The sequence below is a fragment of the Bacillus sp. N447-1 genome (assembly GCF_022701035.1).
Taxonomy (GTDB): Bacteria; Bacillota; Bacilli; order Bacillales; family Bacillaceae_G; genus Bacillus_A; species Bacillus_A cereus.
The window spans coordinates 57,975-82,984 of record NZ_CP065510.1 but is presented as its reverse complement, the minus strand read 5'-3'; the positions used below and the strand labels follow the sequence as shown (position 1 = coordinate 82,984).

The window sequence follows — 25,010 nt, the reverse complement described above, 5'->3', positions numbered from 1 at the left end:
ATTTATAATGTAATTTCTTCATTTAAATCACCCTTTTTAAATATATTATTCGTCTTCCTGGACAACTCGAAATATTCGCACGATTTAAGGTAGTTCTTTTCCTCATAATACTTATGCGCTAATTGTTCTTGATATTCCTTAGTATACTCTGATATTTTTTGTTTTTCAAAATATTCAATACCTTCTAAGATAATAACCTCTAATTCTGACGCAACTACATTATTATTTAAAGCTTGTAATATACGAAAATGATGCAAATACTCTTCGATACCAAGATGTTTACAGATATTTATTCCTCGCTCAATACGCTCACAAGCTACATCCTTTTCGAGTAATTTAACGTATTCTCTTGCTTCAACGAATAAAGCTTTATAGTTGTTTAACATCTTTTTATTAACTTCTGAAAGAAACTGAATTGCTAAATCAGGGCGATCCTGTTTAGCATACATTAAGGCTATGTTTTGTTTTACCATTAGGATGAAGGTCTCTTCTTTAATGCTTTTGAAGGCATTTAATGCTAATGTATAGTACTTACTCGCAAGTTCAAATTCATCCAAATCAGCATAAGTTAACCCCAATAGATTATTACAAAAAGCAAGGTTGTTCTCACATTCAGCATATTTAGAAAATATCCCTTTAGCTTTTGATAATTCTTGTAAGGCTAAAAAACCTTTGTATGTTTCATAAAATTTATATCCTAACATATAATGAAATTCAGCAACTTCTAATTCATTATTGATATATTTTAACAATGATTCTGCTTTATCATAAAATTTTTGGGAAGATTGATAATTTCCGATTGCATTATAGTAAATCGCTTTAAAAAATGATAATAATATGTTAAATAATTATTTTGTGGTATATCAAATGTATCAATAATTTCAAAACTGTCAGTAGAAATCCCTAGATTGTTAAGTAAATAATTATGCCGAAAATCTATGAGTTAGTAATGTAACATCAAAATTTGCTCTTCTTTAAATTCACTTATAACTAAGTCGATCTTATCTTTTAAACTGATCGCCGCATCAAGATCTCTTGCTCTGATTTTGAAGTACCATTCATTTAAAGTTTGTACCAATTGTTCATTCCCTTTCACATGAACGTTCATATATTTCTCCCCCATCATCCCATAATCCCGTAAAATAAAGGGAATATTCTTATAATATATAATACCAAATAATGCAATTGTCCATATTGCTGAGGAGCATTTTCCAATACATTACAGAATATTCTGTTAATTATTGTTATAATATATTCTATGTTATTAAAGTATCAAAGGAATGAGGATTACGGAAAAATACCCAATTGAATTTTCACTGTTGATGAGCTATTTTCCTTATTTAAAAAGTTCCTTCGAACTGAAAGAACTTTTTAATATCACACTAGTATCTTTTCTTACTTCTATTTCTTTTAATAAATTCATAAATTTTATCCATAACAAACGTTTCTTTTTCTTTCCAAATAGCTTCTGCTTCTTCTAATGTGACTACTTTCACCAATTCTTCGATTGTTGTATCTTTAACTAAGAATGTAGCTACAGTCCCTGTAGATGTTGAATATTTAGTAATAACTGAATCTATAATAGTATCAATTTCTAGTAAAGTATTATTGGAATCATCTTCATTTTGAATACTTTCGTTTGATATTTGTTGATCGGACAGTTCTTTTAATCGAGAATTGAGAATAAATTCTACATAACCGATTGGTGAATCAATATCTGAACGAAAACGTATATCCTCAATTATCTCTAATACAATTTCTTTATGCGCCGCCCATTTCTCAAACACCTTAGGAAACACTTTTTCCTTACAGCGTTCTTCGAACCTTTTAATTTTTTGTTCGAATGTATTTGGTTGTTGAAATTTATCTAATTTCTTTTCGAAATGAACTATATCAGAATCTTTCTTTTTCTGAGCACGGATAATGAACCTAATTTTTTGTACTTTCCTACCTAATTTAATTTCCTCAAACTCAAAAGAAATATCTGTTTTTTGGTTTAATTCTTTTTGAGATGGCTTCAACACACGTTGTTTGAAATTTGCATAGTTTGGGTATACATCCATTGCATCTAAGTAATACCTTAAATTTTCCAGACTAATTGTACGTTCTTTTAGATCTTCGTATTGCTTAAGTAGTTCATAAATACGTATAGCATATGTACTTTTTAATTTAACAACATTAGCCAATCTATAACTTGTAAACTTGCTACTTAATTCTAATAAGAATGGCTTTAATAAAGGATCGAAACGCATATCAATCGTCCCTTTATTTCTATTGTAAATGGCTGAAGAAAGCCAAGATACTTGTATTAATTCTTCTCCTGCTCGAATTTCAATTACTTTTGATAATAGTTCCTTTGTAATCTTACTTAACTCTGTATATTTAGTAGATCCATTCAAACCAAGTAGATCATGAAATTGTTTAATTGGGAATGTGTATGTTTTAAAATCCCGATCATTGGGTTCAATATTACTTGCCAAACAAAGTAACATCTTTTGTTCAACTAAATTCAAACGTGAATTAGCTTCAATCAAAGTATTTGATTTGGAAACAATATTATTCTCTCTAATTTGTAAATCTTGATTTATAGACATATCTACATACGTCATTCCTTTCCTACCTTTACTGCTAAATTAACTATAACAAACAAATTCACTTTGTTATAGTTAATTTTTTCAAAACTTACAATAGACTTCCTGTTGTAAGATATCTAGGTACTTTACATAAGATAATTATGTAAAGTACCTAGATAATGAAGCTTAATCTTTATAAAACTATATAGCATATAACCAAATTTGTTACCTTTAATTCTCTTTTCATACAATTAAGTAACCATTTTTGTTATCTTTAGAACCGTTGCCGTTATATATCGGCAACCAAATTTGTTATCTTTAAAACCATTTTTGTTATAGATAAAACCAAATTTGTTATCTTTAAAACCATTTTTGTTATGTTTAAACAACCAAATTTGTTATCTTTAAAACCATTTTTGTTATAGATAAAACCAAATTTGTTATCTTTAAAACCATTTTTGTTATGTTTAAGTGCTATAATCCCTTATATATCAACAGGTTTCAGCTTCCTAAAACATATAAACATATAAAACATATAAAACAATTATTATATAAACATACAAAACATATAACATCATGTTGAATGAATTAAAATATATTATCGATTTATAAACACACCACATTTAATTATTATTTGAATCTGTGATGTGTTTATAAAACCAAATTTGTTACATTTATCTTTTTACAATGTTATAAATATGAAATCGTTCTCTTTAATAATTCACTAGATGAAATATTAAGTAAACATACAATACAAGTTTTTATATGTAGTTTCAATAATTACAAATTACTTTTCAACCTCAAAATAAGCAATAAAGTAATACTAACATGTATTAAATAGATATTAATCCCCTTTTAATCCCTTCAACTACCGCCCCAACTCTACAAGGAACATCAAGTTTTCTTAATATAGATGATACATGGTTTTCTACAGTTCGAGAGCTAATTAAAAGATCTTTACTAATATCTTTATTGGTTTTACCCTCAGACATCAATTGTAAAATGCTTTTTTCTTGTGAAGTTAATAACTTTTCTCGATCAAAGTTTTTTAAATGCGGAAAAATTTTATAGCCAAGTTGTACTTGCTTAATGCAATTAAGTAGACAAGAATAACTATTTTTTGTTTCTAACAATGCATAAGCACCATATTCATATGCAAGTTCCAACGACTCATTAAAAAGCTGTTCCACTAACATAATTACTTTAATGTGGGGAAATCTTGTTGTTATTGAAGATAAAAAAGTAAATCCGTTATGAAATTCATACTCTTCCTCCATAAGCACTATATCCGGATTATAAAACCTTATGAAGTTATTCAATTCTTTTGAATTTTCTTTGTAAATAGATACATCAAAAATCTTTTCCTTCGATAATAACTCCTTGAGCCCTGTAGCAAACATTTCATGGGATTCAATTAAGACAATTTTTATTTTCTCCATAAACTCACCTTGTAAATTTTTTATATTTTTTTAAAAAATAGGTAATTTACGAAAGTAAATATAAGGAAAATACGCTAGTTTCAACTTTTTTATAGAGTTATTCTATAAATGTAAACGCTATTAAAAAGTTTCTGGTATATTATATATCCAAATTATAGCGGTTATCAATATTTGTAAAAAAAAATCTAAATTAGAAAAGGGAGAGATTTAAAATGGAAAAAGCAATCTTAGATCTTATGGAAGAAGTAACTGTAGAAGAAATGCAACAAATGGAAGGTCAAGGAGCTACAGGCGTAGCACAATGTTCTTGGATGTTAGTTTCTTGTGAAAACTTCATTCCTGGTGGCGGTTTTGGCTGCGGTGGATATGAAATGTGTAAAGAATATAAAAAATACTGCTACTAATATTGCATGTGAGAGATTTTGATGAAAACACATCAAAATCTCTTTACTTTTATAATAATATTCAGATAGGAAATGGTTAAATGAATATCAATCAATTGCATTTATTTTTGGATAAATATTACAAAGAATCTAAATTATTATCTGACTTAAGTTTGATTTGTAATGATTATAATGATTTTGATATTAATGTAGATCAAGAAACTATTGAACAATTGGTCACAGAATATAACAATATTAAGCAACCTAAAGTTTCTTGTGCAATCATAACTTTTAATGAAGAGAAACGTATTAAAAGTGTTTGGAAAGCGTTAGAAAGAAATTTGATGAGCTTTTGGTTATAGATAGCGGATCTAGAGATAATACAATACATATAATAAATCAATATTTTCCCAATACTAAAGTCTATATAGAACCCTGGGAAAATGACTTTTCTTTACAAAGAAATAAAGCTATTCAATATGCTACAACAGATTGGATATTTTTATCGATGCTGACAATTACATAGAAAATACTGAAAATGATTGTATAAAGAGAGTTGCACAAATTGTATCCTATCTTAAGATTCAAGGTGTCGTTAGCCCTTATATAACTGAACATGATAATAGCTTTTCAGTGGATAATCGTAAAATGTTTAAAATATCGGATAAAATTAGTTTCTTTGGTAGAGTTCATGAAGAACCTTTAAATGAGAATAAAGAAATCCTCTAAATATAGTGGCTAATATTCATGTTTATCATGATGGTTATGATCCGAAAAATACAATATGACTGAGAAAACAATTAGAAATTTAAAACTTGTAAAACAAATGATAGATGAAGACAGTAAAAATCCTAAATGGCAATATTTTTATGCACGGGCTATGTATATCCTAAATGAAGATAAACAGATTATAAAAGCTAGTTTACTGCGTGGTATGGAGTTATATAAGACATGGACGGATAAAAGATATTTTGCAAATTTACTTTCATACTTATGTAGAATTTCTTTAGAAACACAAGATTTTATAAACTTAAAACGATACACTGCTTTGCTAAATGAACAAACAAATAAGTGTTCAGATATAGACTATTATAATGCGGTGATTTTGTTTACTACCCTACAAAGCAAATTGAAAGGTTTAGACAACATTCTAGATCAAAATGAAAATAAATATATAGAGGAAAATTATTTCAGTTTTATTAATGAATCCATGATCATATTAGGACATTGCATATCCAAATAAAATTAATGTTGGGAGAATACCAACAAATTTTAAATTTAGTGAACGATATTAAAACTGAAGAAATTAAGAATCATATAAAAAGAAATATCTATATTAAGCCTTTTAAAACAACACTCAGATATTGATAAATCCAAATAAATAGACTAGGGATTAAAAAGATGTTTAAGGGTAAGTTCTCACACAAGATGCAACATAATGACTATGATTGTGGAGTAGCTTGCGTAGCTACAGTATTACATCATTATAATCAATCTTATAATTTTAATGACTTAAAATACGAATTAAACACTAACCTTAACGGTACTTCTATTTTAGATATTTATAAGGCTTTTGTTCATTATGGATTTAAAAGTAAGGTATACAAAATTAAGAATGATATTGCAACGGTGTTAAAAACGTAAAATTACCTTGTATTGCTTTACTAAATAATGAAGATGTAAACCATTATGTCGTTATACAAAAATAAGTAAAAATAATCTAGTTATAAGTGATCCATTAGATTTAAAAGTGAAAAAGGAAGCATTATCAACATTTAGTGAAAAATTTTCAGGTGTTTTATTACTTCCCGAGCCCGAGCTAAACAAATTAAAAGAAACTCAGGGTAACAAAGTAAAACAACATTCATACCCAAGTAAATTATTTAATTTCATAAAAACTGAAAAAGGATTTTTAATTCTCACATTTATATTGTCATTATTATTAACTGTGTTTGGCGTGGCGACTTCCTACTTTACAGGGATTTTACTCGATGGGATTATTCCTCAGAATTTAAAGGATGCATTGTACTTTGTTGCTTTAATTTTTATTTCCTTTGCGTTCTTACAAGCGTCTTTTCAATATCTTAGGGATAGGTTAATTATAAAGATGTCGATTAAATTAGAAACAAAGTTAACAACACGTTACTTCAACCATTTATTAAAAACCCCAGTATATCAAATTAAAAATAAAGAAATAGGAGAATTTATTTCTAGGTTTAATGATGCTTTAATTATTACGCAAACATTTAGTACAACACTAATAGCAACAATAGTCGACTTCTTATTAATATTTATTAGCGGGTATCTTATGTTTTATGTCAGTGGAAAAATGTTCGCATTAGTTTTAATTCCAGTTTTATTATATTCAATTATTTGCTATCTATTTTTTGAAAACTTATCAAATAAAAATAGAAAAGCAATGGAAGGGCATGCCAATGTCAATTCATTCTTTATTCAAATGTTAAATGGTATTGAAAATATAAAGGCTTTGAGTAAAGAAAAGAGTATCAGTGCAATGAGTGTATCGAAAGTCGATGAATATATTAAAAAGGTATTAAAGCTTCAAAATACAAATAACAATAGTCTGTATTTAAAAAATATAATTCAGTACATTTTTCCAATGGTTGTATTATGGGTTGGAGCGTTACAGGTAATGTCTTCACAATTAACAACAGGAGCATTAATTACTTTTTTATCATTGTCAGCATTCTTCTTCACATCTGTACAACATATAGCCAGTATTCAACCTCAAATTCAACAATCAATTATAGCTGCTGATAGATTCTTTGATATTTTAGAGTCCAGTCTTGTAGAAGACGATGATAATGGGCAAATCATAGAAGGTAAAATAAAAAATATCAGAGTAGATAATTTGAGTTTTAATTATAAGAATGAAGAGCCATTACTTAAAGATTTCTCATTTGAGATTAATGAAAATCAAATAGTAAGTTTTGTAGGGAAAAGTGGTTCAGGAAAGAGTACGTTAGCTAAGCTTTTAATTAGGTTCCTAGAAACATCTAAAAACACCATTTATGTTAATGATATTGATATAAATGATATAAATTTAAAATCCCTTCGAGAAAAAGTTTGCTATATAAATGATAAACGTTTTTTTATCCCTGGAACGATAAGGGAAAATTTAACCTTGGGGAAAGCATTTAGTGATGATGAAATTGTAAATGCATGTAAAGCTGCTTGTATTCACGATTTTATTAATGGGCTACATAAAGGTTACGATTTTCCAGTAATGGAGGATTCGTCTAACTTCTCTTTAGGGCAATCCCAAAGGCTTTCTTTAGCTAGAGCTATTCTACAAAAACCAGATGTTTTAATTTTGGACGAAGTGCTAAGTAACGTAGACGAAGAGAATGCATTAAAGATTATGAAGAACCTAAAAAATATGGATATAATCGTAATTTCTATTAATCATAATTCCTGCTTGTTTGATTATTATGATCAAATATATGATTTTTCAAAAGAAAGAATATCTGAATTTAATAGAGGTGTAAATCTGTGAAAAAATACATTGTATCTTTAATTGTAATTTTAATGACTTTTGGAATAGGTGTATATGTGTATAGTTCATCAGTTGATAATAACCATGAATATAAAGATATGAGTTTTGAAAAATATATGGAGAAATTAGATGGTAATCAATCGTTTTTCTTATATGTTTATAGAACTGGTTGTCCAGCATGCGAAGAGTTAGAACCAACTTTGAATAAAGTAATAAAAGAGAGAAACATAACAATAGACAGTATCGAAATGTCTAAGAATAGGAACAGTCATAAAGACTATTTTGTTGAGCACAATATCGATTCTACTCCAATGTTAATTCACTACAAAAATGGAAAAGAGGATGCTCGTCTAAGCAATCAAATTATTACAGAAAAAAATTAAACCAATTTTTAAATGATCATAATGATAAGTAATTCTATTTAGAAGATGGAGAAAATGGGTGATAATTATGAAATTGATACGTTATAATAACTATATGTTCTTTGTGACAATGGTATCGTTCATTGGAACAGTAGGTAGTTTATTTTTAAGTGAAATTATGAATTTAGTTCCATGTAGTTTATGTTGGTATCAAAGGATATGCTTATACCCTATATTTATAATTTGTATTGTATCTTTAATTAAAAGACATTCTAATGCAAATGAGTATATCAAGTATTTTTCAGGAATAGGCTTAGTAATATCTTTATATCAATACATTATACAAATGACGCAAACAAAGAGTGCCTTTTGTCATTTATATGAAGACTGCTCAGCGATTGATTTTGTTTTTTGAAATTTATAACAATACCTTTTTAGCAATGTTAGCTTTTCTATTATTATTTAGTATTTCTTTTCTAGTAAAAAATCAAAAATAGATTTTAATTTAAGGAGATGTTGATATGAGTTTAAAAGAACATGCAATGAAAGAGTTTCAAGAAAAAATGACTTCTAATGAGAGCGTACAAGGTATGATTACAACCTATTATGAAATGCAAAATGGTATATCTGGATTAGTCGGTGTACCAAATGGAAATTCTACTCCTGTGCAAGGGATATTAGCATATACAGAACGACAATTGTTATTTTATAGTGAAGTGTTTGGCAAGCTACCTATTTCATTACAGATACCTTTCCATAAAATTAATGAAATAAAAGAAAAAAAACAAGCTTTTGCCCTTTTTAAAACGATTCCAGCTATTTCCGTTTCCCATGAAGATCAAGATGTTTTTTCGACACGTGGAGATAAAGAGGAGTTTGTACGTTTAAAAGAATTCTTTGAAAAAGTTAAGTATATGTCAAACTAGTAAATCCTAATCATCACTAAAGAAGAATTAAATGTGAACTACCTAAGCAAGAACGCTTTATAAACGGGCTGATGAGCTGCTAAGCTTAAAATCCAGCCCGTTTGTTTTGTATATTAAAATATAAAATATTGTATTGTTAGGAGTCAATTACATAATATGAAAAAATATTTGTCTATTACACTACTTTTAATTTTATTCGGATTATTGTCCCCCTTTTCTAATATGCATGCGGAGACAAGTAACACGGATTTTAAAAAAATTGATCAAATTGTTAATGTTTTTAATGATAATGCTAATGTAGAAGAAAAAATTAGTTATATTAAGGATATTGATTTTAATAGTTGGTCAATTAAAGAGGTTAACCTAACTTTAGACAGAATAGATAGTTTAAATCTAAGCATAATGGAACGTGCGACATTAAAGAGAGAAATAATACGCCATTTTGGTTTTTCAAATTTTGATTTCAAAGGAACGAATTCAGATGTTTTAGCGTTTAAAGAGTTGAAAATAGAAATTGTGGAGACCAATCAGCCACTTGTACTATATAGAAGAAGTAAATCTGGAGAACCAGAGTCTAAGTATGGTCTTGGTTATTGGTGGGGAGATAAAGCGAGAAGTATTGAAGAGACCAGAAATGAATTAGCCGTATTAGAAGCATGGGGAAATCCACTTAGTACGGTATATAAAATTCAAGTGCCAAAGGGTATTAGAATGCTTAAAGGATTAACAGCTCCCCAAACTCAATATCTTAATGGAACAGATATAGTGCAAGAATATAGAAAAGGTGGAGCAATTCAATATTGGATTAATAACGTAAATAACAATTGGCTACAATGAAATCTTTCTAGGAGGACATTATGGAAACTGATTATGAATTTATAAAGTTGATTCTAGATTGTGAGCATATTATTAAACAACACACCCCTAGTAATCCTGACGATGTTAAAAGATATCATTTAATGTTAGATGAACTGAAAGGTTTAAGAATGACTATGAAATTGAAACAATTAAATACTAGGTTGTATTATTTATCAATAACACAAATGCTCGAAAAAAATGATCCGGAAGAAGTACTATATACTGTATTAAAGTTAAATGAATTTTATTGTACACACTATCAAAATCTATAGAAAAAAATGCTTAAAGTTTAATTATTAAAAGTAAAATGGTCTACGATGAAGGCACTCAAGGGGTGTCTTTTTTTTCATGAGAAGATCCCTACGCAAAGTATCTTTATAAAGTTACTTTGAGCGAAAAGACCTTTTTCATGTAAAATAGATATAATATCATAAATTTTCAGAAGAGGGTGTTTTCTTGAGTGCAATCAAAATTGAGGATATTTATCAAGAATTATTAGATGGTAAAAGAAAACAGTTTCCATCATATACATGGAGTGAAGATATAGACAGAAATTTAATTAAAAGAGTAATAAAATACTTAGTAGAGATAGTCCTTAATTGGGATGACAATATGTTAAAAGAAGGATGGAATAAAAAACTAATTAAAAAATACAAATTAAATGGTGCTGTTTGTATGATTTATCGAGGAAGCCCCTATGCAATGTTGAATGATGCATATCCAGGTCGTTTTAAAGAATGGGAATTTAAAATGGCTCCTCTTAATTTTTGGACAAAAGAAAAAGGATTAGAAGCTTTAAAGTGGACTATTGAAATAAAAGAGAAGTTAACGGATGAACAATTATTACAAGTGTATGGGACTAAATGGCTAACTCAACATAAAATAATTTCACCATGTGCTAAATTTTTTAATCATAGCCCCTACATTATGCTGAATGCTTTATATCCAGGGAAGTTCCGAGAATGGGAAATGAAACAAACTCCAAGTAAATTTTGGACAAGGGAAAATGCTTTGGAAGCATTACGATGGACTATTGAAGAAAAGGAAAAATTAACAAATGAACAGTTGTTTGAAGTATATAATATCAAATGGCTGAAGCAACATAACTTGGCTCCAGCCTGTCAAATTCATTGGAGAAATAGTCCATATAGCATGTTAAACGCCTTGTATCCGAATCGTTTTAAAGAATGGATGTTTAAAGTTACACCAAGTAATTTTTGGACAAGGGAAAAAGGATTAGAGGCTTTACGTTGGACAATCGAAGAAAAAGAAAAGTTAACCAATAAACAGCTATTATGTATATACAGTCAACCATGGTTAAATCGACATAAATTAAATACACCAATGAAAAGATACTGGAATGGAAGTCCCTATGCTTTTCTCAATTCTCTATATCCAGGGGTATTTAAAGAATGGGATATGAAAATGGCTCCTATTAATTTTTGGACAAAAGAAAAAGGATTAGAGGCTTTAAAGTGGACTATTGAGGAAAAGGAAAAATTAACAGATGAACAGTTGTTACGAGTATATGGATCTAAATGGTTACAGGAACATAAAATAAATACCCCTTGTAGTAAGTATTGGAATGGGAGTCCCTATGCAATGCTAAATGAATTATACCCAGGACGTTTTAAAGAATGGGAATTAGAGAATGTTCCTTCAAATTTTTGGACAAAGGAAAAATCAATAGAAGTTATCAAGTGGAATATTGAAAGTAAAGAGGCGTTAATTAAAGAAAATTTAATACAAATTATCAATACCGAGTGGATTAAAATACATCGGTTAATAACACCATTTAATAAACATTGGAATGGAAATATTTACGCAATGCTGAATGAATTATATCCAGGAGATTTTAAAAAATGGGAACTGAAAAAGGTTTCTAATAATTATTGGACAAAAGAGATTGCCTTGGAAGTGATTAGAGAAATATTACAGGAAAAAGGAAATGTATCTAATGAAGAATTTCTACAAGAATATAATATGGAATGGATTAAGAGAAACGGACTAACTACGCCTTTAGCAATGTATTGGAGTAATAACCCATACAATCTATTACATGATGCATATCCAGATCGTTTTACACAAGAAGTAATAAAGGCGTATAAGCGAATTCAGCAACTCCGTCCTATAATCCCTCAAGATGTGGAATTTAGTCATAGAAGTTCAAATAGTGTATTAACAATAGAAGAAGTTTACCAAGAGTTGTTAAATGGGAAAAGAGATAGTTTTCCCTATTATGTTTGGAGTGAAGGCGATAAAAAGCTTTTGGCCAGAAGAGTTACAAAATACTTAATTGAAGTAATTTTGAATTGGGATACAGAAGAGATAAAAAAAGGTTGGAATGGAAAAGTTATTAAAAAATACAAATTAAACGGCATGATCAGTTTGGTGTATAATGGAAGTCCTTATGCAATGTTAAATGATTTGTATCCAAACCGCTTCAAAGAATGGGAGTTAAGTTATACCCCAACTAACTTTTGGACAAAAGAAACGGCGATTGAGGCATTACGATGGACTATTGAAGAGAAAGAAAAGCTAACAGATGAACAGTTAGGTAAAGTATACAGTCAAAAATGGCTAGTGAAACATAAATTAGCTTCACCATGCTATTTGCTTTTCAATAGTAGCCCATATGCAATGTTAAATGAGCTATATCCAAACCGCTTTAAAGAGTGGGAGTTAAATTATACCCCAACTAACTTTTGGACAAAAGAAAAAGCACTAGAAGCGTTACGATGGACTATTGAAGAGAAAGAACAGTTAACAGGTGAACAATTGCTAAAAGTTTATAGTGATAAGTGGCTGCAAGAAAAAAGAATACTTACACCTTGCTGTAAGTATTGGAACTGTAGTCCCTATGCAATGTTAAATGAATTATATCCAAGCCGTTTTAAGCAATGGGAACTAAAAAATGTTCCTTCAAATTTTTGGACAAAAGAAAAAGCACTAGAAGTATTACGATGGACTATTGAAGAGAAAGAAAAACTAACAGATGAACAACTTAAAAAAGTTTACAATATAGCATGGGTGAAAAAACAGCGACTAATTACGCCTCTTATGACATATTGGAATTTAAGTCCTTATATGATGTTAAACGAATTATATCCAGGCCGTTTTAAAGAGTGGGAATTTAGTGTAGTGCCTAGAAATTTTTGGACCAAGGAAAAAGGATTAGAAGCACTACGATGGACTATTGAAGAGAAAGAAAAATTAACAGATGAACAGTTATTACAAATCTATAGTAATCAATGGCTGGTGAGACATAGACTTGTGACCCCATTAAATAAACATTGGAGCAACTCTTATGAAATGTTAAACGATTTATACCCAAATCGATTTAAAGAGTGGGAACTACAGAAGGTTTCAAAAAACTTTTGGACGAAAGAAAAAGGATTAGAGGCATTACGATGGACTATTGAGGAGAAAGAAAAACTAACAGATGAACAGTTATTAAGAGTATACGATATAACATGGATGAAAAAACACAGAATAGGTATGCCAGTTTATGAGTATTGGAGTAACAATCCGTATTTGATGTTACATGATCTATATCCTAATAAGTTTTCGAAAGAAGTTATGAAAACTTACGTGTCAATGCGTAAGTGGTTTAAAGACTTTTTTGAAACGGAAGGGTATTCAAAAATACTAAATTTAGTGTGGGAAAATAGCTATGTACATGGTGATACATTTGTTTTTATAAATGTAAAAAGAGAAGAAGTTATTCAATTTTTTTACCAAATTAAAGGAGCAAGTTCTATTAAATCACATTATAACGGACCTAAAGGAAGTGAAGAGTGGTATTGTACACTAAGTAAATGGCATCCACTTGTCCTAAAGTTAAAAGAGTTAGGTTGGAAGAATACTGAAGACAGCATAAATAATCTACAAAATAAGTATACGCCTGTTAATTAAATGAAAGCGGTGGATATCATATTTTTGAATAGAATCTGTATAGATTGCAAAACACTTTCCACATGATATAATATAAGTACAAACAAAGGTATACTCCAGTCAATAAAATCATACAATAAAAAAAGAGAGCAACATGCGCTAACATGTGCTCATCTTTTTACGTAGCCATAGCCGTTAGGGTGATGGTTATCGTTTAACGTTTTGTCTTACGAGATCCACCCTTTTTCTTTTGCTTGCGACGGCGATAAGAAAGGGTGGATTTCTCGTTTTCTAAATACTTCTTCTTAAAAAAGTGTGCCGCGCTTTCGCGTAGTACGCCTTTAATAATTTCTTTAAGAAATTCGAGAAATGTTTCCATGGCTTTATTCACCCCCTTCCCCCACTACAAGTGGAAAGAAGAGAAATGACAACCATGCACCCTAACTTTTCCGGTTACTAAGACATTATAGCATAGTTTCCGATTGTTGGAGATTATTGTCGAACGTCATTCTTAAATATAGAATGGGGTTCTGGTGCAAAAACTTCAAGGTGGTTACAAGTAATCTCTAAATCTTGGACATACTGGATACTATTACTCTATAAAGGTGTGTGATCGGTATGGAAAGGAAAAATTGGTTCAAATGGAAGCACTACCAGCCTGATATTATCTTATTAACGGTAAGATGGTACCTACGGTACAACCTAAGTTTTCGTGATTTGGTGGAAATGATGGAGGAACGGGGTTTATCCATTTCTCATACAACGATTATGCGTTGGGTTCATCAGTATGGTCCTGAATTAGACAAACGGATCCGACGTTACCTCAAACAAACAAATGACTCTTGGAGAGTAGACGAAACATACATCAAAGTAAAAGGACAATGGATGTATTTATATCGTGCGGTAGATTCTAAAGGGAACACAATTGACTTCTATTTAAGTAAAGCTAGAAATCATAAGGCTGCAAAGCCTCGTGTTATAACAGTCGACAAGAATCCAGCTTATCCTCTAGCAATTGAACAGTTGAAAAAAGAAAAAAGCATACCTAACGGTATGCGACTTAGACAACAAAAGTACTTGAATAACATAGTAGAACAAGATCATCGCTTTATAAAGAAACGAATCCGTTCTATGCTAGGTTTTAAATCTTTTGACACAGCTACATCCATTCTTTCTGGAGTAGAAGCTATGCATATGATTAAAAAAGAACAGATTGATTTACGGGACCCGTCTGTCCAAAATCAGAAAGAATTCATCCATCAATTGTTTGGACTTGTAGCATAAAATACAATTCTGTTAGGAATATATGCGTTTTACTGGTTTTCATTTTATCTTTGCACCAGAACCACTTCTTGTACTAATTTTTCTTCTTCACTATTAATCTCTTGAGCTTTGGAGATTCCAGCGAAAGAAGTTGTAAACAAAGCGAGTACAAGAACCATCGATACAATATTTCTTAATACAGTCTTCATTTTTAATCCCATCCCTTTTTTCCTTATTTATGCTTTTTTACCGGTATTTTCTAGCGCAGCTCTATCTTAATACATAAAGCTATAAAAATATATACCCTTCAGAAAGCGGAAAAATAATGAAATCCAACGATTATTACCTTTAAAACCGCTGTTTCAAGATATTTACAGTTTAATAATTTGAATATTCTGTATTTTATTTATCAATTTAATTACGAATACAAATATAATGTTAGATGGTAGATTAACTGTCTTTAAGAGCACAATTTGGGAGGGCTAATTAAAGTTTTATTGTTATCTAATTGTATGAATTTCGTAAAATGTCTGGTGCTATCTCTTATAAAAAGTGGGTACAATGAGGTTTTCTTAATCCCCCTTTTCGGGGGATTAAGAAAACACCCAAATGGAGATATTATTTTTATTTTGGATAGATTTCTTGCGAAATATGTACCTAGAGCCGTATTTCAATTAAAATGTGATACGATAGTTATATATTCGTTTTGCTGGTAAAAGGGGATGAGTGTCGATGAAAAACCACATAAAAGTAAATGGAAAAATCCTTCAAACAAATAAAAAATGGTCACATCTCAAGCAAAGACAAAGACAACATATTTCTACTTGGTTACGTAGAGAATATTCACAATTTGTAAAAACGCATTATAGAAGACCTAAAAAGTATGAACATGATGAGATTCTTCATGAAGTGATGAATCAAATACAAGAACGTGAAATTTGGATTCCGTATAGTGAAGTAAAAAGATACTATGTAAGCAAAATAGGAAAATGGTTTAGAAAAATAGAAGAAGAATGGGAAATACAAATAGACAACAAAGAGATGCAGCAAGCATTAAAAGAAAAGTAGATACAATTAGGGGGAGTATTTCATGTATAACTTACAAGAAGATATGTATGAACAATTGAAAGAAAAAAAAGGGGAAGTTACTGTATTTTTAATGAATGGCGTTCCAATACGTGGGCAGATCCTTGCAATGGATAAATTCACCGTTCTTATGATAGTTCATGGTAAGCAACAACTAGTCTACAAGCAAGCTATTTCCACAATTCTTAAGTAATTCTTGTCCTTTTTTCGAGGAAAGAGGAACTAATAAAAAAAAGAAGATTGAAATCAATCTTCTTTAGAAAAAGGAACAGATGACAGATTAGTACTCCAACTCATAATCAATTATAAATAAGGGTACATATATATTCAATGCATTCTGAATTTTATCAATATATTTGTCTTATTTTTAAATTATAATATAGGTAATTCTTTTTATTATTATATACTTGTTCTTTCCTGTTGCGGAATCCTTTTAATATTAAAAGGATTCTCTTTTTGTAATACGAAACTACAAATGAAAAGATAAGATCGGAGAGTATGATCTTATCTTTAGCGTAAGGAAAAACAAATGACAACAGCTTAATTTTTATAATATTATATTTTCGTTATTATTCTATATAAAACCATAAATAACATATATATCTATATTGAGAAAATAATTACAAAATAAACGATAAATGATGAAAAAAACGAATGTAAACTAATATCAAAAAGTTTACATTCATTCCCCCTTAAAGATTGACTTTTATCTAATTTCACTGATATCATAAAAACACACAAAAAAGTATACATTCAAATCATTGAAAACAAAGGGATTGAAAAACAGATGGAGAAAAAGCAACATTTAATCGATGTACAACCAATTCGAAGCAAAGAACAGCTTGAAGACATGAAATGGTCTCTTAAACGACATTGTTCAGATCGTGATTACATTTTATTTCTAATTGGTATTAATACGGGGTTACGTGTAAGTGATTTACTTAAAATGGAAACAACTGAAGTTTTAAAACTGAAGCGAAAAAAACGAAAAGAATTTAAAGTAAAAGAAGGCAAGACAAAAAAGGAGCGTATCATAAATATTACGTCCATTTTTGAGGAAGTACTTCCATACGCTGAAAGCCTAAAAAGTCCCTGGTTATTTCCTTCTCGAAAAGGTGATAAACCCATTAATAAAATTCAAGCCTATAGACAGTTACAAAAGGCCGGAGATTTTGCCGGTGTAGAATCCTTAGGTACTCATACTATGCGTAAAACATTTGGATATTGGTTTTACAAGCAAACAAAAGATATTGCTATGTTACAAGATATATTGAATCATAGTACACCACAAATTACCCTAAGATACATTGGAATTAATAAAGAGGAAAAAGATAATGTACTTGATACATTTCGCATCTAATTTAGTGGTCAGAAATAATAAATGAGTAGGTTATGTTTTTATGCACCAAGATTTAAAGAAAAGAGCAAGCATTGAAATAAAATAAGCATCCTGGTTCTGGTGCAAAGATAAAATGAAAACCAGTAAAACGCATATATTCCTAACAGAATTGTATTTTATGCTACAAGTCCAAACAATTGATGGATGAATTCTTTCTGATTTTGGACAGACGGGTCCCGTAAATCAATCTGTTCTTTTTTAATCATATGCATAGCTTCTACTCCAGAAAGAATGGATGTAGCTGTGTCAAAAGATTTAAAACCTAGCATAGAACGGATTCGTTTCTTTATAAAGCGATGATCTTGTTCTACTATGTTATTCAAGTACTTTTGTTGTCTAAGTCGCATACCGTTAGGTATGCTTTTTTCTTTTTTCAACTGTTCAATTGCTAGAGGATAAGCTGGATTCTTGTCGACTGTTATAACACGAGGCTTTGCAACATGAAAAGACAGCAAAGCTTTCTTGAAAAAGCGCTTTGCAGCCTTATGATTTCTAGCTTTACTTAAATAGAAGTCAATTGTGTTCCCTTTAGAATCTACCGCACGATATAAATACATCCATTGTCCTTTTACTTTGATGTATGTTTCGTCTACTCTCCAAGAGTCATTTGTTTGTTTGAGGTAACGTCGGATCCGTTTGTCTAATTCAGGACCATACTGATGAACCCAACGCATAATCGTTGTATGAGAAATGGATAAACCCCGTTCCTCCATCATTTCCACCAAATCACGAAAACTTAGGTTGTACCGTAGGTACCATCTTACCGTTAATAAGATAATATCAGGCTGGTAGTGCTTCCATTTGAACCAATTTTTCCTTTCCATACCGATCACACACCTTTATAGAGTAATAGTATCCAGTATGTCCAAGATTTAGAGATTACTTGTAACCACCTTGAAGTTTTTGCACCAGAACCTAAAAAAATATACTTTTATAAATTTATAAAAGTATAAATTTATAATTTGGTTTTATACCATAATCAAACATTAATAAAGTATACTTCATTTAAAAAACAAATCTTTTTCTATTAATATACGAATCTTGGAGATTAGGATTCTTAAAATACTTTTATATCAATCTTTATTAAGGTTTCAAAAGTCTGAATTAATTTTTATAAACTTATAAAAATATACTCTTTTTGCTTTAAAAACAGGATTTTATATTATTATAAAAGTATAAAATAGCATCTTCATTTTTTCATCGAGTGAAATGTTACAAGTCAGATCCTTATTTACAAACAAAAAAAGAACGGCTGCCTACTTGAGATTGGGAAAATCTCAAACCAGACAGGGGAAGTAGATCTGCTGGAAACATTTCTACTACTTGGTGAATACAATTTACGTCACTGCTGAATCAGTGAGTAAACTTCCCAAACCGTTCTAATTAACTATGCTATTGAGATATGAAATATCTCAATAGCATAGTTAATTAGTGTAGATTTGTAAAGATAGAAGCCCTTATTTTAGTGCATCTATAAGCATATTTAAGTATGGATTTTTCTGCCTTTGTATACAATTCGGGAAGTCTATTTATTTAGGTGAGCAGTTATATCACTGCTCACCTTTTTTTGTTGTTTTAAATCTAGTAGAAAGGAGATCAAACCTGAGTACAGTACAAAAAGCTATTGAATTGATATTACATAAAGGTCTACGAAAATATAAATCTAAAAACTCAAAAGCTGTATTAGTATCTATTACAAAACAAGAGAAATTTGAAGACAACATGCTGAATGGCAAAAAGAATAAAAAAGGATCTATTTTTATTACACGTAAAAAAGCTGATTTAAGCGTACCTTTTGGTACAAGAGGGGTAGTATTATCATCTGAAGAAGCTGCACTGGATCATGTTGGATAAGCTTCTCACTGAACCTTATTTATAAATCCTGGTAAATTTCACTTTATTACTGTTGGATTATATGAGCCAGGGCTATCCTAATTTGAAAAATGGATGAAGGATAACGGACCAGGGTATAAAAATAAGAGCCGTCATTTGACGGCTTTTTTTATTTCTTTAGATTCATCAAATGTTACTAGCTTTATCTAGCTTCAATTACTGTAGAAGATATAAGCGGAAATCCTGTTTTGTCTTTACCATCATAAGCCCCATATACTGTAACTATGGTGCCTTTTGTTAATTTTGTTCCATTTTTTAAAGTAATCTCATTTTCAGTTACTTTTGTTCCAGATTGCGCTACTTTCACTGTATACATTCCATAATGATCAGATTCTCTTGTTATTAATGTTAAAACAGGAAAAACTTCTCTTTCTTTGTTCATTAAAAAGGCAATTTTACCTGTGGCTTTAATCTTTTTACCAAATTCATATTGATTACCATTTGCAGCAGCAAAACTAGCTTCTGCTGCTTCCTGTTTTAACTTAGCATTTAATTCTTCTTGTGAAGGCCCTTTCACTTCGCCCTTGTTCTCTTCTGTAGATCCACAAGCAACTAAAAACGCCAATGATAATCCTACTACAATAATTTTTTTCATATTTCCCCCCTAAGTTTAGTACATAAATCGTACCAATTTTATGCGATAACTGTAAATGGAAAAAAAGGTTATTTTTTCCTTATCCCCCCTTTTCGAGAGGATGAGCAAAAACATCTAAAAATGAAGGATAAAATTATTCTTTGGCAAATAGATATACATATTGAAGTGAAGTAAAAAAAGATGAGATAGTCAATTTTAATTGTTTAATAACTAAAAACTCCGACCCTACGAAAGGAGCTTATAGATACATCAGATGTCAAGTAAATTAATTAGATGGAAAACTGAAGATATAGTTTTTGAAACACTTAGAGAATCGGAAGTATGGGCAGATTCTCTAGCAAGCGAAATATATGGAAGAACTATTGATGGATATATAACACCTGATTATAAGATAGCGTATGCTCTTACCTTTTTCTTAGCATTAATTCCTGAATTTATAGTTCATACAAAAGAAGAATTTATAAAAGATTCACCTATTTACAAAGTTTGGATAACTGTTGCAACTGACGAAGCATTTATGTAATGAAATAAAAACAAGAGCCGTCTCTTTATGATGTGCATCCCAATTGTTAGACACGAATAACAATTGAGTCCACATCATTGGGCGGTTTTTTATTTGTCCAAATGCAGGAATTAATTGTTATAACGTTATATTAATGTTATAAAATCGTTTTGATAGCATTTTGTTAACATTAATATAACGTTAATTATTTAATTACATAGAAAAAGCCCTGTAAATACAGAGCTTTATAACAAACCTCTTTTTTCAAAGAAATCTCGGAATATTCTATTTGCCAGTTCTGACTGTGCACCCTTGCCTGGATTCTTTCCTAACACTTTTTTAATTACTTTGTTTATGTCATCTTCTAAATGAAAACCGACTAAAGTCTTTTTCTTATTCACGTTCAGAAATCCTAGTACATCGTCATTCTCTATAACATCATTAACAGTTTGTTTTGTTTCTGTTTCATTATAATCCTGTTTCTGTTCCGTTAATGTTTCATAATAATCTTGTTTCTGTTCCATTAATGTTTCATTAACATTATGTTTTTGTTTTGTTTCGTTCTTATTATCATTATGTTTTACTTCTGTTTCGTTAACATTATCAGTTCTTGAAGCACTATCTCCAAATAAATCAGCTATATTGCGGTTGCTCATGTTCACTCAACTCCTTAAATAAGTTCTTGTAGTAAAATACGAATTCAGTGTCTTTTTTAGCTAATGTAAGAGGTAATTTGTTATATGCGATTGAGTTAGCGAATGAGATACTTCTTGGAATATTAGCATTAAAGAAATACACACCTTCTTTTTTACAGAAACCCTTAGCTTGTTTAATTACGTCATTATGCAACTTTGTATTCTTTTGAACAAGCGTAGCAACTACTCCAGTAATATTTAAATTTGGATTGTGTTTCTGTTTAAACTGATTAATCACGTCTATAATTTTAATCAAAGAACGCGCACTGTATTGTTCAGGTTGGAATGGAATAATGATTTTGTCTGTACAACAAATTACATTACTTTGAATTAGACCGGAACTTGGAGGACTATCGAATAAAATTACATCGTATTCATCTTCAACAGACATTAAGGCCACCTTTAAAAGTAAAAATGGATTTATGTATTTATCTAAGTTTGGTAGTATGTCAAAATCTAAAAAACTCAACATTTCATTTGATGGAAGAACGTCAATGTTTTTATACACGTTTACAATAGCTTCACTAGTTGGCGCGAAGTGTACCAAAACATCATGTAAAGTTATACGGTACTTATCTGGATTTTTACCGAATGAAAGGAGGGAGTTACCTTGTTGATCTGCATCTACAATCAAAACCCTTTTACCTTTTTTAGCATAAAGCCCAGCTAAGTTTACTGTCATTGAAGACTTTAAAACGCCACCTTTATTCTGTACAAAAGCTAATTTAAAAGCCATTTAGACACCTCCGTTATTTTTTACATAACATTAATATTAACGTTAACATTAATATAATCTTATTAGTACATTGCTGTTATGAAGCTTTAATAATAACGAAATAGAATCATATCATTGTAGTTTTATCAATTTAACATTACACTTATCAATTCTGTAATAATAAGCTTTTACCTTCTAATAAAATTTGAAATACAATGTTAAATCGGTCGATTTTATTTTTATTAACTCAACTTGAAAGTATTACTTGAAATCCAATAGACGAAAAAACTAATGCGGGAATATCACGCTGAAGTAGCAGCTTCAAAAGAGAAGAAAAAGCCGTGATGGAGGTTTTGGTTAAGGTATTCTCGGCAAACTACGAAGAATTAGAAAAGTATGCTTTTTTACTTCTGTGTTTCTTTAAGTTTTCGTTGATTGATGGCTCAATAAAGAGAACCTTGTGATACACCAGTTCCTTCTACAATTTCTTTAATAGAGTATTCTTTACTATCATGCATACGTAAAGCAATCGGGAGCTTTTCTTTTTCTAATTTGGATCTTCCTAACCTTTTTCTGCGTTTTTTACTTGCTTCTAAACCTTCTTTTACCCGTTCCGCAATCAAATTTCTTTCTAATTCTGCAATGACACACATCATTTGCAACATAGCCTTACCTGTAGGAGTTCCTGTATCCATATTCTCTTTCAATGATACAAATTGAATTCCTATTTCTTTGAACTATTGGATAATATTTAGGATATCTAATGTTTTGCGCCCTAAACGTGAAATACTTTCAACTACAACAGTATCTCCTTTTCTTATTACATCAAACAAATTTACAAGGCCCTGTCTTTCTCGAATTGTTCCAGTAAATTTTTCTTGAATGATTTTTTCGCATCCATATTCAGTAAGAAAATGAATTTGACGATCTAAATTTTAAACAAAAGTGGATACACGTGCCTAACCAATAATCATCTGTTTCCTCCTGTACAATTATATAATCTCATTGTACTGAAGGTTCATTTATTGAAAAGGTATTTGGTAATACTTTTGGTAACTATCTTTTGTAATTTAAAAATCCTTGTAAATAAGGAAATATGAATGGGTTAGGAAATGTTACAAAAATATTGGTTTTTGTTAAAGAGATGAAGATGGAGTTTTGTAATAAAACTGATTAAAAAGTTGTCCTTAATCCTTTTTTAACAGTAAATACAGATACTCCATTTTGAATAGAGATTCATCAAAATGAAGTTAATATTTTAAAATAAGTATGAAATTTTTGCGGAAACTGGGATCTTTCGATAAGTCTTATTCAATGAAAAGACCTGTAGTTTAAGTGTCTTTATTCGCAAATAGCTCATTTTTAGCGACGCATCATTTCTTAATTACAATAGATAATTTATAATTTGCATGCTTGTTTAAATCCGTCAAAAATTGATCTAATGATTCATTTGATGGAAATCTGCATTCAAGAAGATAACAACCATCCCCACTAATTTTATAGTTATTTATGATGTGTTTCTCTTGTGTTTTAATAAAAGAAAGATATGGCTGATGATGTGTATCTTTTATATAGATATTAATAAAAGCATACATAAAGCAACCTAACTTAACTTGATTTACTTTAATGCTATAACCTTCAATTACTCCATTATCCTCTAATTTAGCAACTCTAGATGCAGCTGCTTGTCCTGTCAAATGAACTTTCTCTCCTAATTCTTTCATAGTAATACGACTATTTTGGGACAACTCTTCTAATATTCGCATGTCTGTTTGATCCAGCATGAAATCAAATCCTTTCAAAGAAGTGTAAAAAACGTTTATGTAAATGTATCTCTTCTCAAGCAGTTTGGTAATACTAAAACCTGTGTTGATAACAAACTTTTGAAAATAGCCCAACACTTTTACTTTAAACAAGAATAATTTAACATTTGTTCTCCACACATTATTTTAAATGAATCTCTACATTTTCTCCAATTAGAATGTTGTTTACCTTATTTAATAATCATGAACACAAAAATATGTTACTTTTTCAAACTTCAAGTCTAAATACAAAAACACTTGATTTTATCTATGTAAATACATATTGCGCATGTATAGAATATACGTAAGCAACTAAACAAAAATAATAAAGGAGTTGTAATTATGAAAATTACACAAATTAGAAATGCAACAATCGTTGTAGAATATGCAGGAAAAAAGTTTTTAATAGATCCAATGTTAGCTGAGAAAGGTACTTACCCACCTTTCCCAAATGCACCAAGACAAGATCAAAATAATCCTTTAGTTAGCTTACCAATATCGGTTGAAAATATTATTAATAGTATAGACGCTGTCATTGTTACTCATTTGCATTATGATCATTGGGATGATGCTGCTAAAGAAGCATTACCAAAAGAGATCAAAATATTCGCCCAAAACGAAGAAGATGCGACAGAAATTCGAAATGACGGCTTTCGAAATGTGGAAGTTTTACAAGAGGATACAGTCTTTGAAGGTATCCAATTAATTAAAACAAAAGGCGAGCATGGAAGAGGCAAAATACTAGAACTGGCTGGTCTAGTATGCGGCATTGTCTTCAAGCATCCAACTGAGCAAACATTGTATGTGGCTGGGGATACAGTATGGTACGACGCTGTCCAAGAAGTGATTGATACAAATAAACCTGAAATCATTGTGGTAAATGCTGGAGACAATCAATTCTTTGAAGGCGGTTCTCTTATTATGGGGAAAGATGATGTCTATGAAGTTTATACGGCTGCTCCTAATGCAAAAATTATTGCTGTCCACATGGAAGCTGTAAACCATTGGGCATTGTCTAGAGAAGACTTAAAGAGCTTTATTAATGAAAAAGGAATCACGTCTAATGTGTTAGTACCAGACGATGGTGAATCTTACACATTTTAATTAA

29 protein-coding genes and 2 pseudogenes are annotated in these 25,010 nt (G+C 30.1%); 19 read left to right on the top strand and 12 right to left on the bottom strand.

Annotation, left to right across the window (positions count from 1 at the left end):
* Positions 1–2: 2 nt before the first annotated feature.
* The 4 genes from IQ781_RS27695 to IQ781_RS27680 form a co-directional block, all read right to left on the bottom strand.
* On the bottom strand, positions 3–752 hold the full coding sequence (locus IQ781_RS27695; protein ID WP_242808454.1) for a hypothetical protein: 750 nt from the start codon (positions 750–752) through the stop codon (positions 3–5).
* Positions 753–943: 191 nt separating this feature from the next.
* Positions 944–1,108, bottom strand: coding sequence for a response regulator aspartate phosphatase (locus IQ781_RS27690; protein WP_242808453.1), 165 nt, complete (start codon positions 1,106–1,108; stop codon positions 944–946).
* Positions 1,109–1,382: 274 nt separating this feature from the next.
* The gene (locus IQ781_RS27685) at positions 1,383–2,609 is read right to left on the bottom strand and encodes a replication initiation protein (protein ID WP_090979017.1); all 1,227 of its coding nucleotides are present in this window, start codon (positions 2,607–2,609) and stop codon (positions 1,383–1,385) included.
* Positions 2,610–3,406: 797 nt separating this feature from the next.
* Positions 3,407–4,012 carry a response regulator transcription factor gene (locus tag IQ781_RS27680; RefSeq protein WP_242808452.1) on the bottom strand — a complete coding sequence of 202 codons (606 nt, stop codon included), beginning with the start codon at positions 4,010–4,012 and terminating at the stop codon, positions 3,407–3,409.
* Between the two features lie 212 nt (positions 4,013–4,224).
* On the opposite strand from IQ781_RS27680, the gene IQ781_RS27675 reads away from it, so the two are divergent.
* From IQ781_RS27675 to IQ781_RS27630, 12 genes are all read left to right on the top strand, one after another.
* Positions 4,225–4,416 carry a sublancin family glycopeptide gene (locus IQ781_RS27675; protein WP_090978896.1) on the top strand — a complete coding sequence of 64 codons (192 nt, stop codon included), beginning with the start codon at positions 4,225–4,227 and terminating at the stop codon, positions 4,414–4,416.
* 80 nt (positions 4,417–4,496) lie between these two features.
* Positions 4,497–4,757, top strand: coding sequence for a hypothetical protein (locus IQ781_RS27670; RefSeq protein WP_242808450.1), 261 nt, complete (start codon positions 4,497–4,499; stop codon positions 4,755–4,757).
* Positions 4,715–4,921: a glycosyltransferase gene (locus IQ781_RS28540; protein WP_481748676.1), complete on the top strand. Its 207-nt coding sequence runs from the start codon at positions 4,715–4,717 to the stop codon at positions 4,919–4,921. The genes IQ781_RS27670 and IQ781_RS28540 overlap by 43 nt, the downstream gene beginning before the upstream one ends.
* 258 nt (positions 4,922–5,179) lie before the next feature.
* Positions 5,180–5,638 (top strand): hypothetical protein, encoded by a 459-nt coding sequence (locus IQ781_RS27665; RefSeq protein WP_242808448.1) that lies wholly within the window; start codon positions 5,180–5,182, stop codon positions 5,636–5,638.
* A 158-nt stretch (positions 5,639–5,796) separates the two neighbouring features.
* Positions 5,797–6,039 (top strand): cysteine peptidase family C39 domain-containing protein, encoded by a 243-nt coding sequence (locus tag IQ781_RS28535; protein ID WP_481748675.1) that lies wholly within the window; start codon positions 5,797–5,799, stop codon positions 6,037–6,039.
* A gap of 106 nt (positions 6,040–6,145) precedes the next feature.
* Positions 6,146–7,912: a peptidase domain-containing ABC transporter gene (locus tag IQ781_RS27655; RefSeq protein WP_242808447.1), complete on the top strand. Its 1,767-nt coding sequence runs from the start codon at positions 6,146–6,148 to the stop codon at positions 7,910–7,912.
* Positions 7,909–8,295 (top strand): thioredoxin family protein, encoded by a 387-nt coding sequence (locus IQ781_RS27650; RefSeq protein WP_242808446.1) that lies wholly within the window; start codon positions 7,909–7,911, stop codon positions 8,293–8,295. Before IQ781_RS27655 ends, IQ781_RS27650 begins: the two co-directional genes overlap by 4 nt.
* A 67-nt stretch (positions 8,296–8,362) precedes the next feature.
* Positions 8,363–8,689 carry a disulfide bond formation protein B gene (locus IQ781_RS28530; protein WP_481748674.1) on the top strand — a complete coding sequence of 109 codons (327 nt, stop codon included), beginning with the start codon at positions 8,363–8,365 and terminating at the stop codon, positions 8,687–8,689.
* A 106-nt stretch (positions 8,690–8,795) separates the two neighbouring features.
* Positions 8,796–9,200, top strand: a complete 405-nt coding sequence (locus tag IQ781_RS27645) for a GRAM domain-containing protein (protein WP_090978882.1) — start codon at positions 8,796–8,798, stop codon at positions 9,198–9,200.
* 156 nt (positions 9,201–9,356) lie between these two features.
* Positions 9,357–10,037: an autotransporter gene (locus IQ781_RS27640; protein ID WP_242808445.1), complete on the top strand. Its 681-nt coding sequence runs from the start codon at positions 9,357–9,359 to the stop codon at positions 10,035–10,037.
* 20 nt (positions 10,038–10,057) lie between these two features.
* The gene (locus tag IQ781_RS27635; RefSeq protein ID WP_090978875.1) at positions 10,058–10,330 is read left to right on the top strand and encodes a hypothetical protein; all 273 of its coding nucleotides are present in this window, start codon (positions 10,058–10,060) and stop codon (positions 10,328–10,330) included.
* Positions 10,331–10,514: 184 nt separating this feature from the next.
* Entirely contained in the window at positions 10,515–13,973 is a 3,459-nt protein-coding gene (locus IQ781_RS27630) for a DUF4046 domain-containing protein (protein WP_242808444.1), read from the top strand.
* A gap of 193 nt (positions 13,974–14,166) precedes the next feature.
* On the opposite strand, the gene IQ781_RS27625 is transcribed toward IQ781_RS27630, so the two are convergent.
* Positions 14,167–14,331 carry a hypothetical protein gene (locus IQ781_RS27625; protein WP_170953412.1) on the bottom strand — a complete coding sequence of 55 codons (165 nt, stop codon included), beginning with the start codon at positions 14,329–14,331 and terminating at the stop codon, positions 14,167–14,169.
* Between the two features lie 239 nt (positions 14,332–14,570).
* Between IQ781_RS27625 and IQ781_RS27620 the strand changes: the two genes are divergently transcribed.
* On the top strand, positions 14,571–15,236 hold the full coding sequence (locus IQ781_RS27620; protein WP_242808443.1) for an IS6 family transposase: 666 nt from the start codon (positions 14,571–14,573) through the stop codon (positions 15,234–15,236).
* A gap of 44 nt (positions 15,237–15,280) precedes the next feature.
* On the opposite strand, the gene IQ781_RS27615 is transcribed toward IQ781_RS27620, so the two are convergent.
* Complete coding sequence (locus IQ781_RS27615) at positions 15,281–15,424, bottom strand: hypothetical protein (RefSeq protein ID WP_242808442.1); 144 nt, start codon at positions 15,422–15,424, stop codon at positions 15,281–15,283.
* 523 nt (positions 15,425–15,947) lie between these two features.
* Here IQ781_RS27615 and IQ781_RS27610 point away from each other — a divergent pair.
* The 3 genes from IQ781_RS27610 (at position 15,948) to IQ781_RS27600 (ending at position 17,661) form a co-directional block, all read left to right on the top strand.
* Positions 15,948–16,283 (top strand): transposase, encoded by a 336-nt coding sequence (locus tag IQ781_RS27610; protein WP_242808440.1) that lies wholly within the window; start codon positions 15,948–15,950, stop codon positions 16,281–16,283.
* A gap of 22 nt (positions 16,284–16,305) precedes the next feature.
* The gene (gene hfq, locus IQ781_RS27605) at positions 16,306–16,494 is read left to right on the top strand and encodes an RNA chaperone Hfq (protein ID WP_161114107.1); all 189 of its coding nucleotides are present in this window, start codon (positions 16,306–16,308) and stop codon (positions 16,492–16,494) included.
* A 594-nt stretch (positions 16,495–17,088) separates the two neighbouring features.
* Positions 17,089–17,661, top strand: a complete 573-nt coding sequence (locus IQ781_RS27600) for a tyrosine-type recombinase/integrase (protein WP_242808439.1) — start codon at positions 17,089–17,091, stop codon at positions 17,659–17,661.
* 155 nt (positions 17,662–17,816) lie between these two features.
* Here the strand turns inward: IQ781_RS27600 and IQ781_RS27595 are convergent, their stop codons facing one another.
* Positions 17,817–18,524 carry an IS6 family transposase gene (locus IQ781_RS27595; RefSeq protein WP_242808324.1) on the bottom strand — a complete coding sequence of 236 codons (708 nt, stop codon included), beginning with the start codon at positions 18,522–18,524 and terminating at the stop codon, positions 17,817–17,819.
* A 778-nt stretch (positions 18,525–19,302) separates the two neighbouring features.
* Between IQ781_RS27595 and IQ781_RS27590 the strand changes: the two are divergent.
* Positions 19,303–19,551 (top strand): annotated as a pseudogene (locus tag IQ781_RS27590) (replication initiation protein RepS); the annotation flags it as partial.
* 184 nt (positions 19,552–19,735) lie between these two features.
* Here the strand turns inward: IQ781_RS27590 and IQ781_RS27585 are convergent.
* Positions 19,736–20,188 carry a hypothetical protein gene (locus tag IQ781_RS27585; RefSeq protein ID WP_242808437.1) on the bottom strand — a complete coding sequence of 151 codons (453 nt, stop codon included), beginning with the start codon at positions 20,186–20,188 and terminating at the stop codon, positions 19,736–19,738.
* Between the two features lie 268 nt (positions 20,189–20,456).
* Here IQ781_RS27585 and IQ781_RS27580 point away from each other — a divergent pair, with 268 nt between their 5' ends.
* A complete protein-coding gene (locus tag IQ781_RS27580; RefSeq protein ID WP_242808460.1) occupies positions 20,457–20,711 on the top strand; it encodes a hypothetical protein in 255 nt (84 codons plus the stop codon).
* A 224-nt stretch (positions 20,712–20,935) separates the two neighbouring features.
* Here IQ781_RS27580 and IQ781_RS27575 read toward each other — a convergent pair whose 3' ends face one another.
* The 4 genes and pseudogenes from IQ781_RS27575 to IQ781_RS27555 all read right to left on the bottom strand — a co-directional run bounded on the left by IQ781_RS27575 (position 20,936) and on the right by IQ781_RS27555 (position 23,884).
* Complete coding sequence (locus IQ781_RS27575) at positions 20,936–21,346, bottom strand: hypothetical protein (protein ID WP_242808435.1); 411 nt, start codon at positions 21,344–21,346, stop codon at positions 20,936–20,938.
* Entirely contained in the window at positions 21,324–22,121 is a 798-nt protein-coding gene (locus tag IQ781_RS27570) for a ParA family protein (protein ID WP_242808434.1), read from the bottom strand. Before IQ781_RS27570 ends, IQ781_RS27575 begins: the two co-directional genes overlap by 23 nt.
* A 422-nt stretch (positions 22,122–22,543) precedes the next feature.
* Positions 22,544–23,020: pseudogene (locus IQ781_RS27560) on the bottom strand (recombinase family protein).
* 453 nt (positions 23,021–23,473) lie between these two features.
* Entirely contained in the window at positions 23,474–23,884 is a 411-nt protein-coding gene (locus IQ781_RS27555) for an Lrp/AsnC family transcriptional regulator (protein WP_242808432.1), read from the bottom strand.
* A gap of 360 nt (positions 23,885–24,244) precedes the next feature.
* Between IQ781_RS27555 and IQ781_RS27550 the strand changes: the two genes are divergently transcribed.
* Entirely contained in the window at positions 24,245–25,006 is a 762-nt protein-coding gene (locus IQ781_RS27550; protein ID WP_242808431.1) for an MBL fold metallo-hydrolase, read from the top strand.
* Positions 25,007–25,010: the final 4 nt, after the last annotated feature.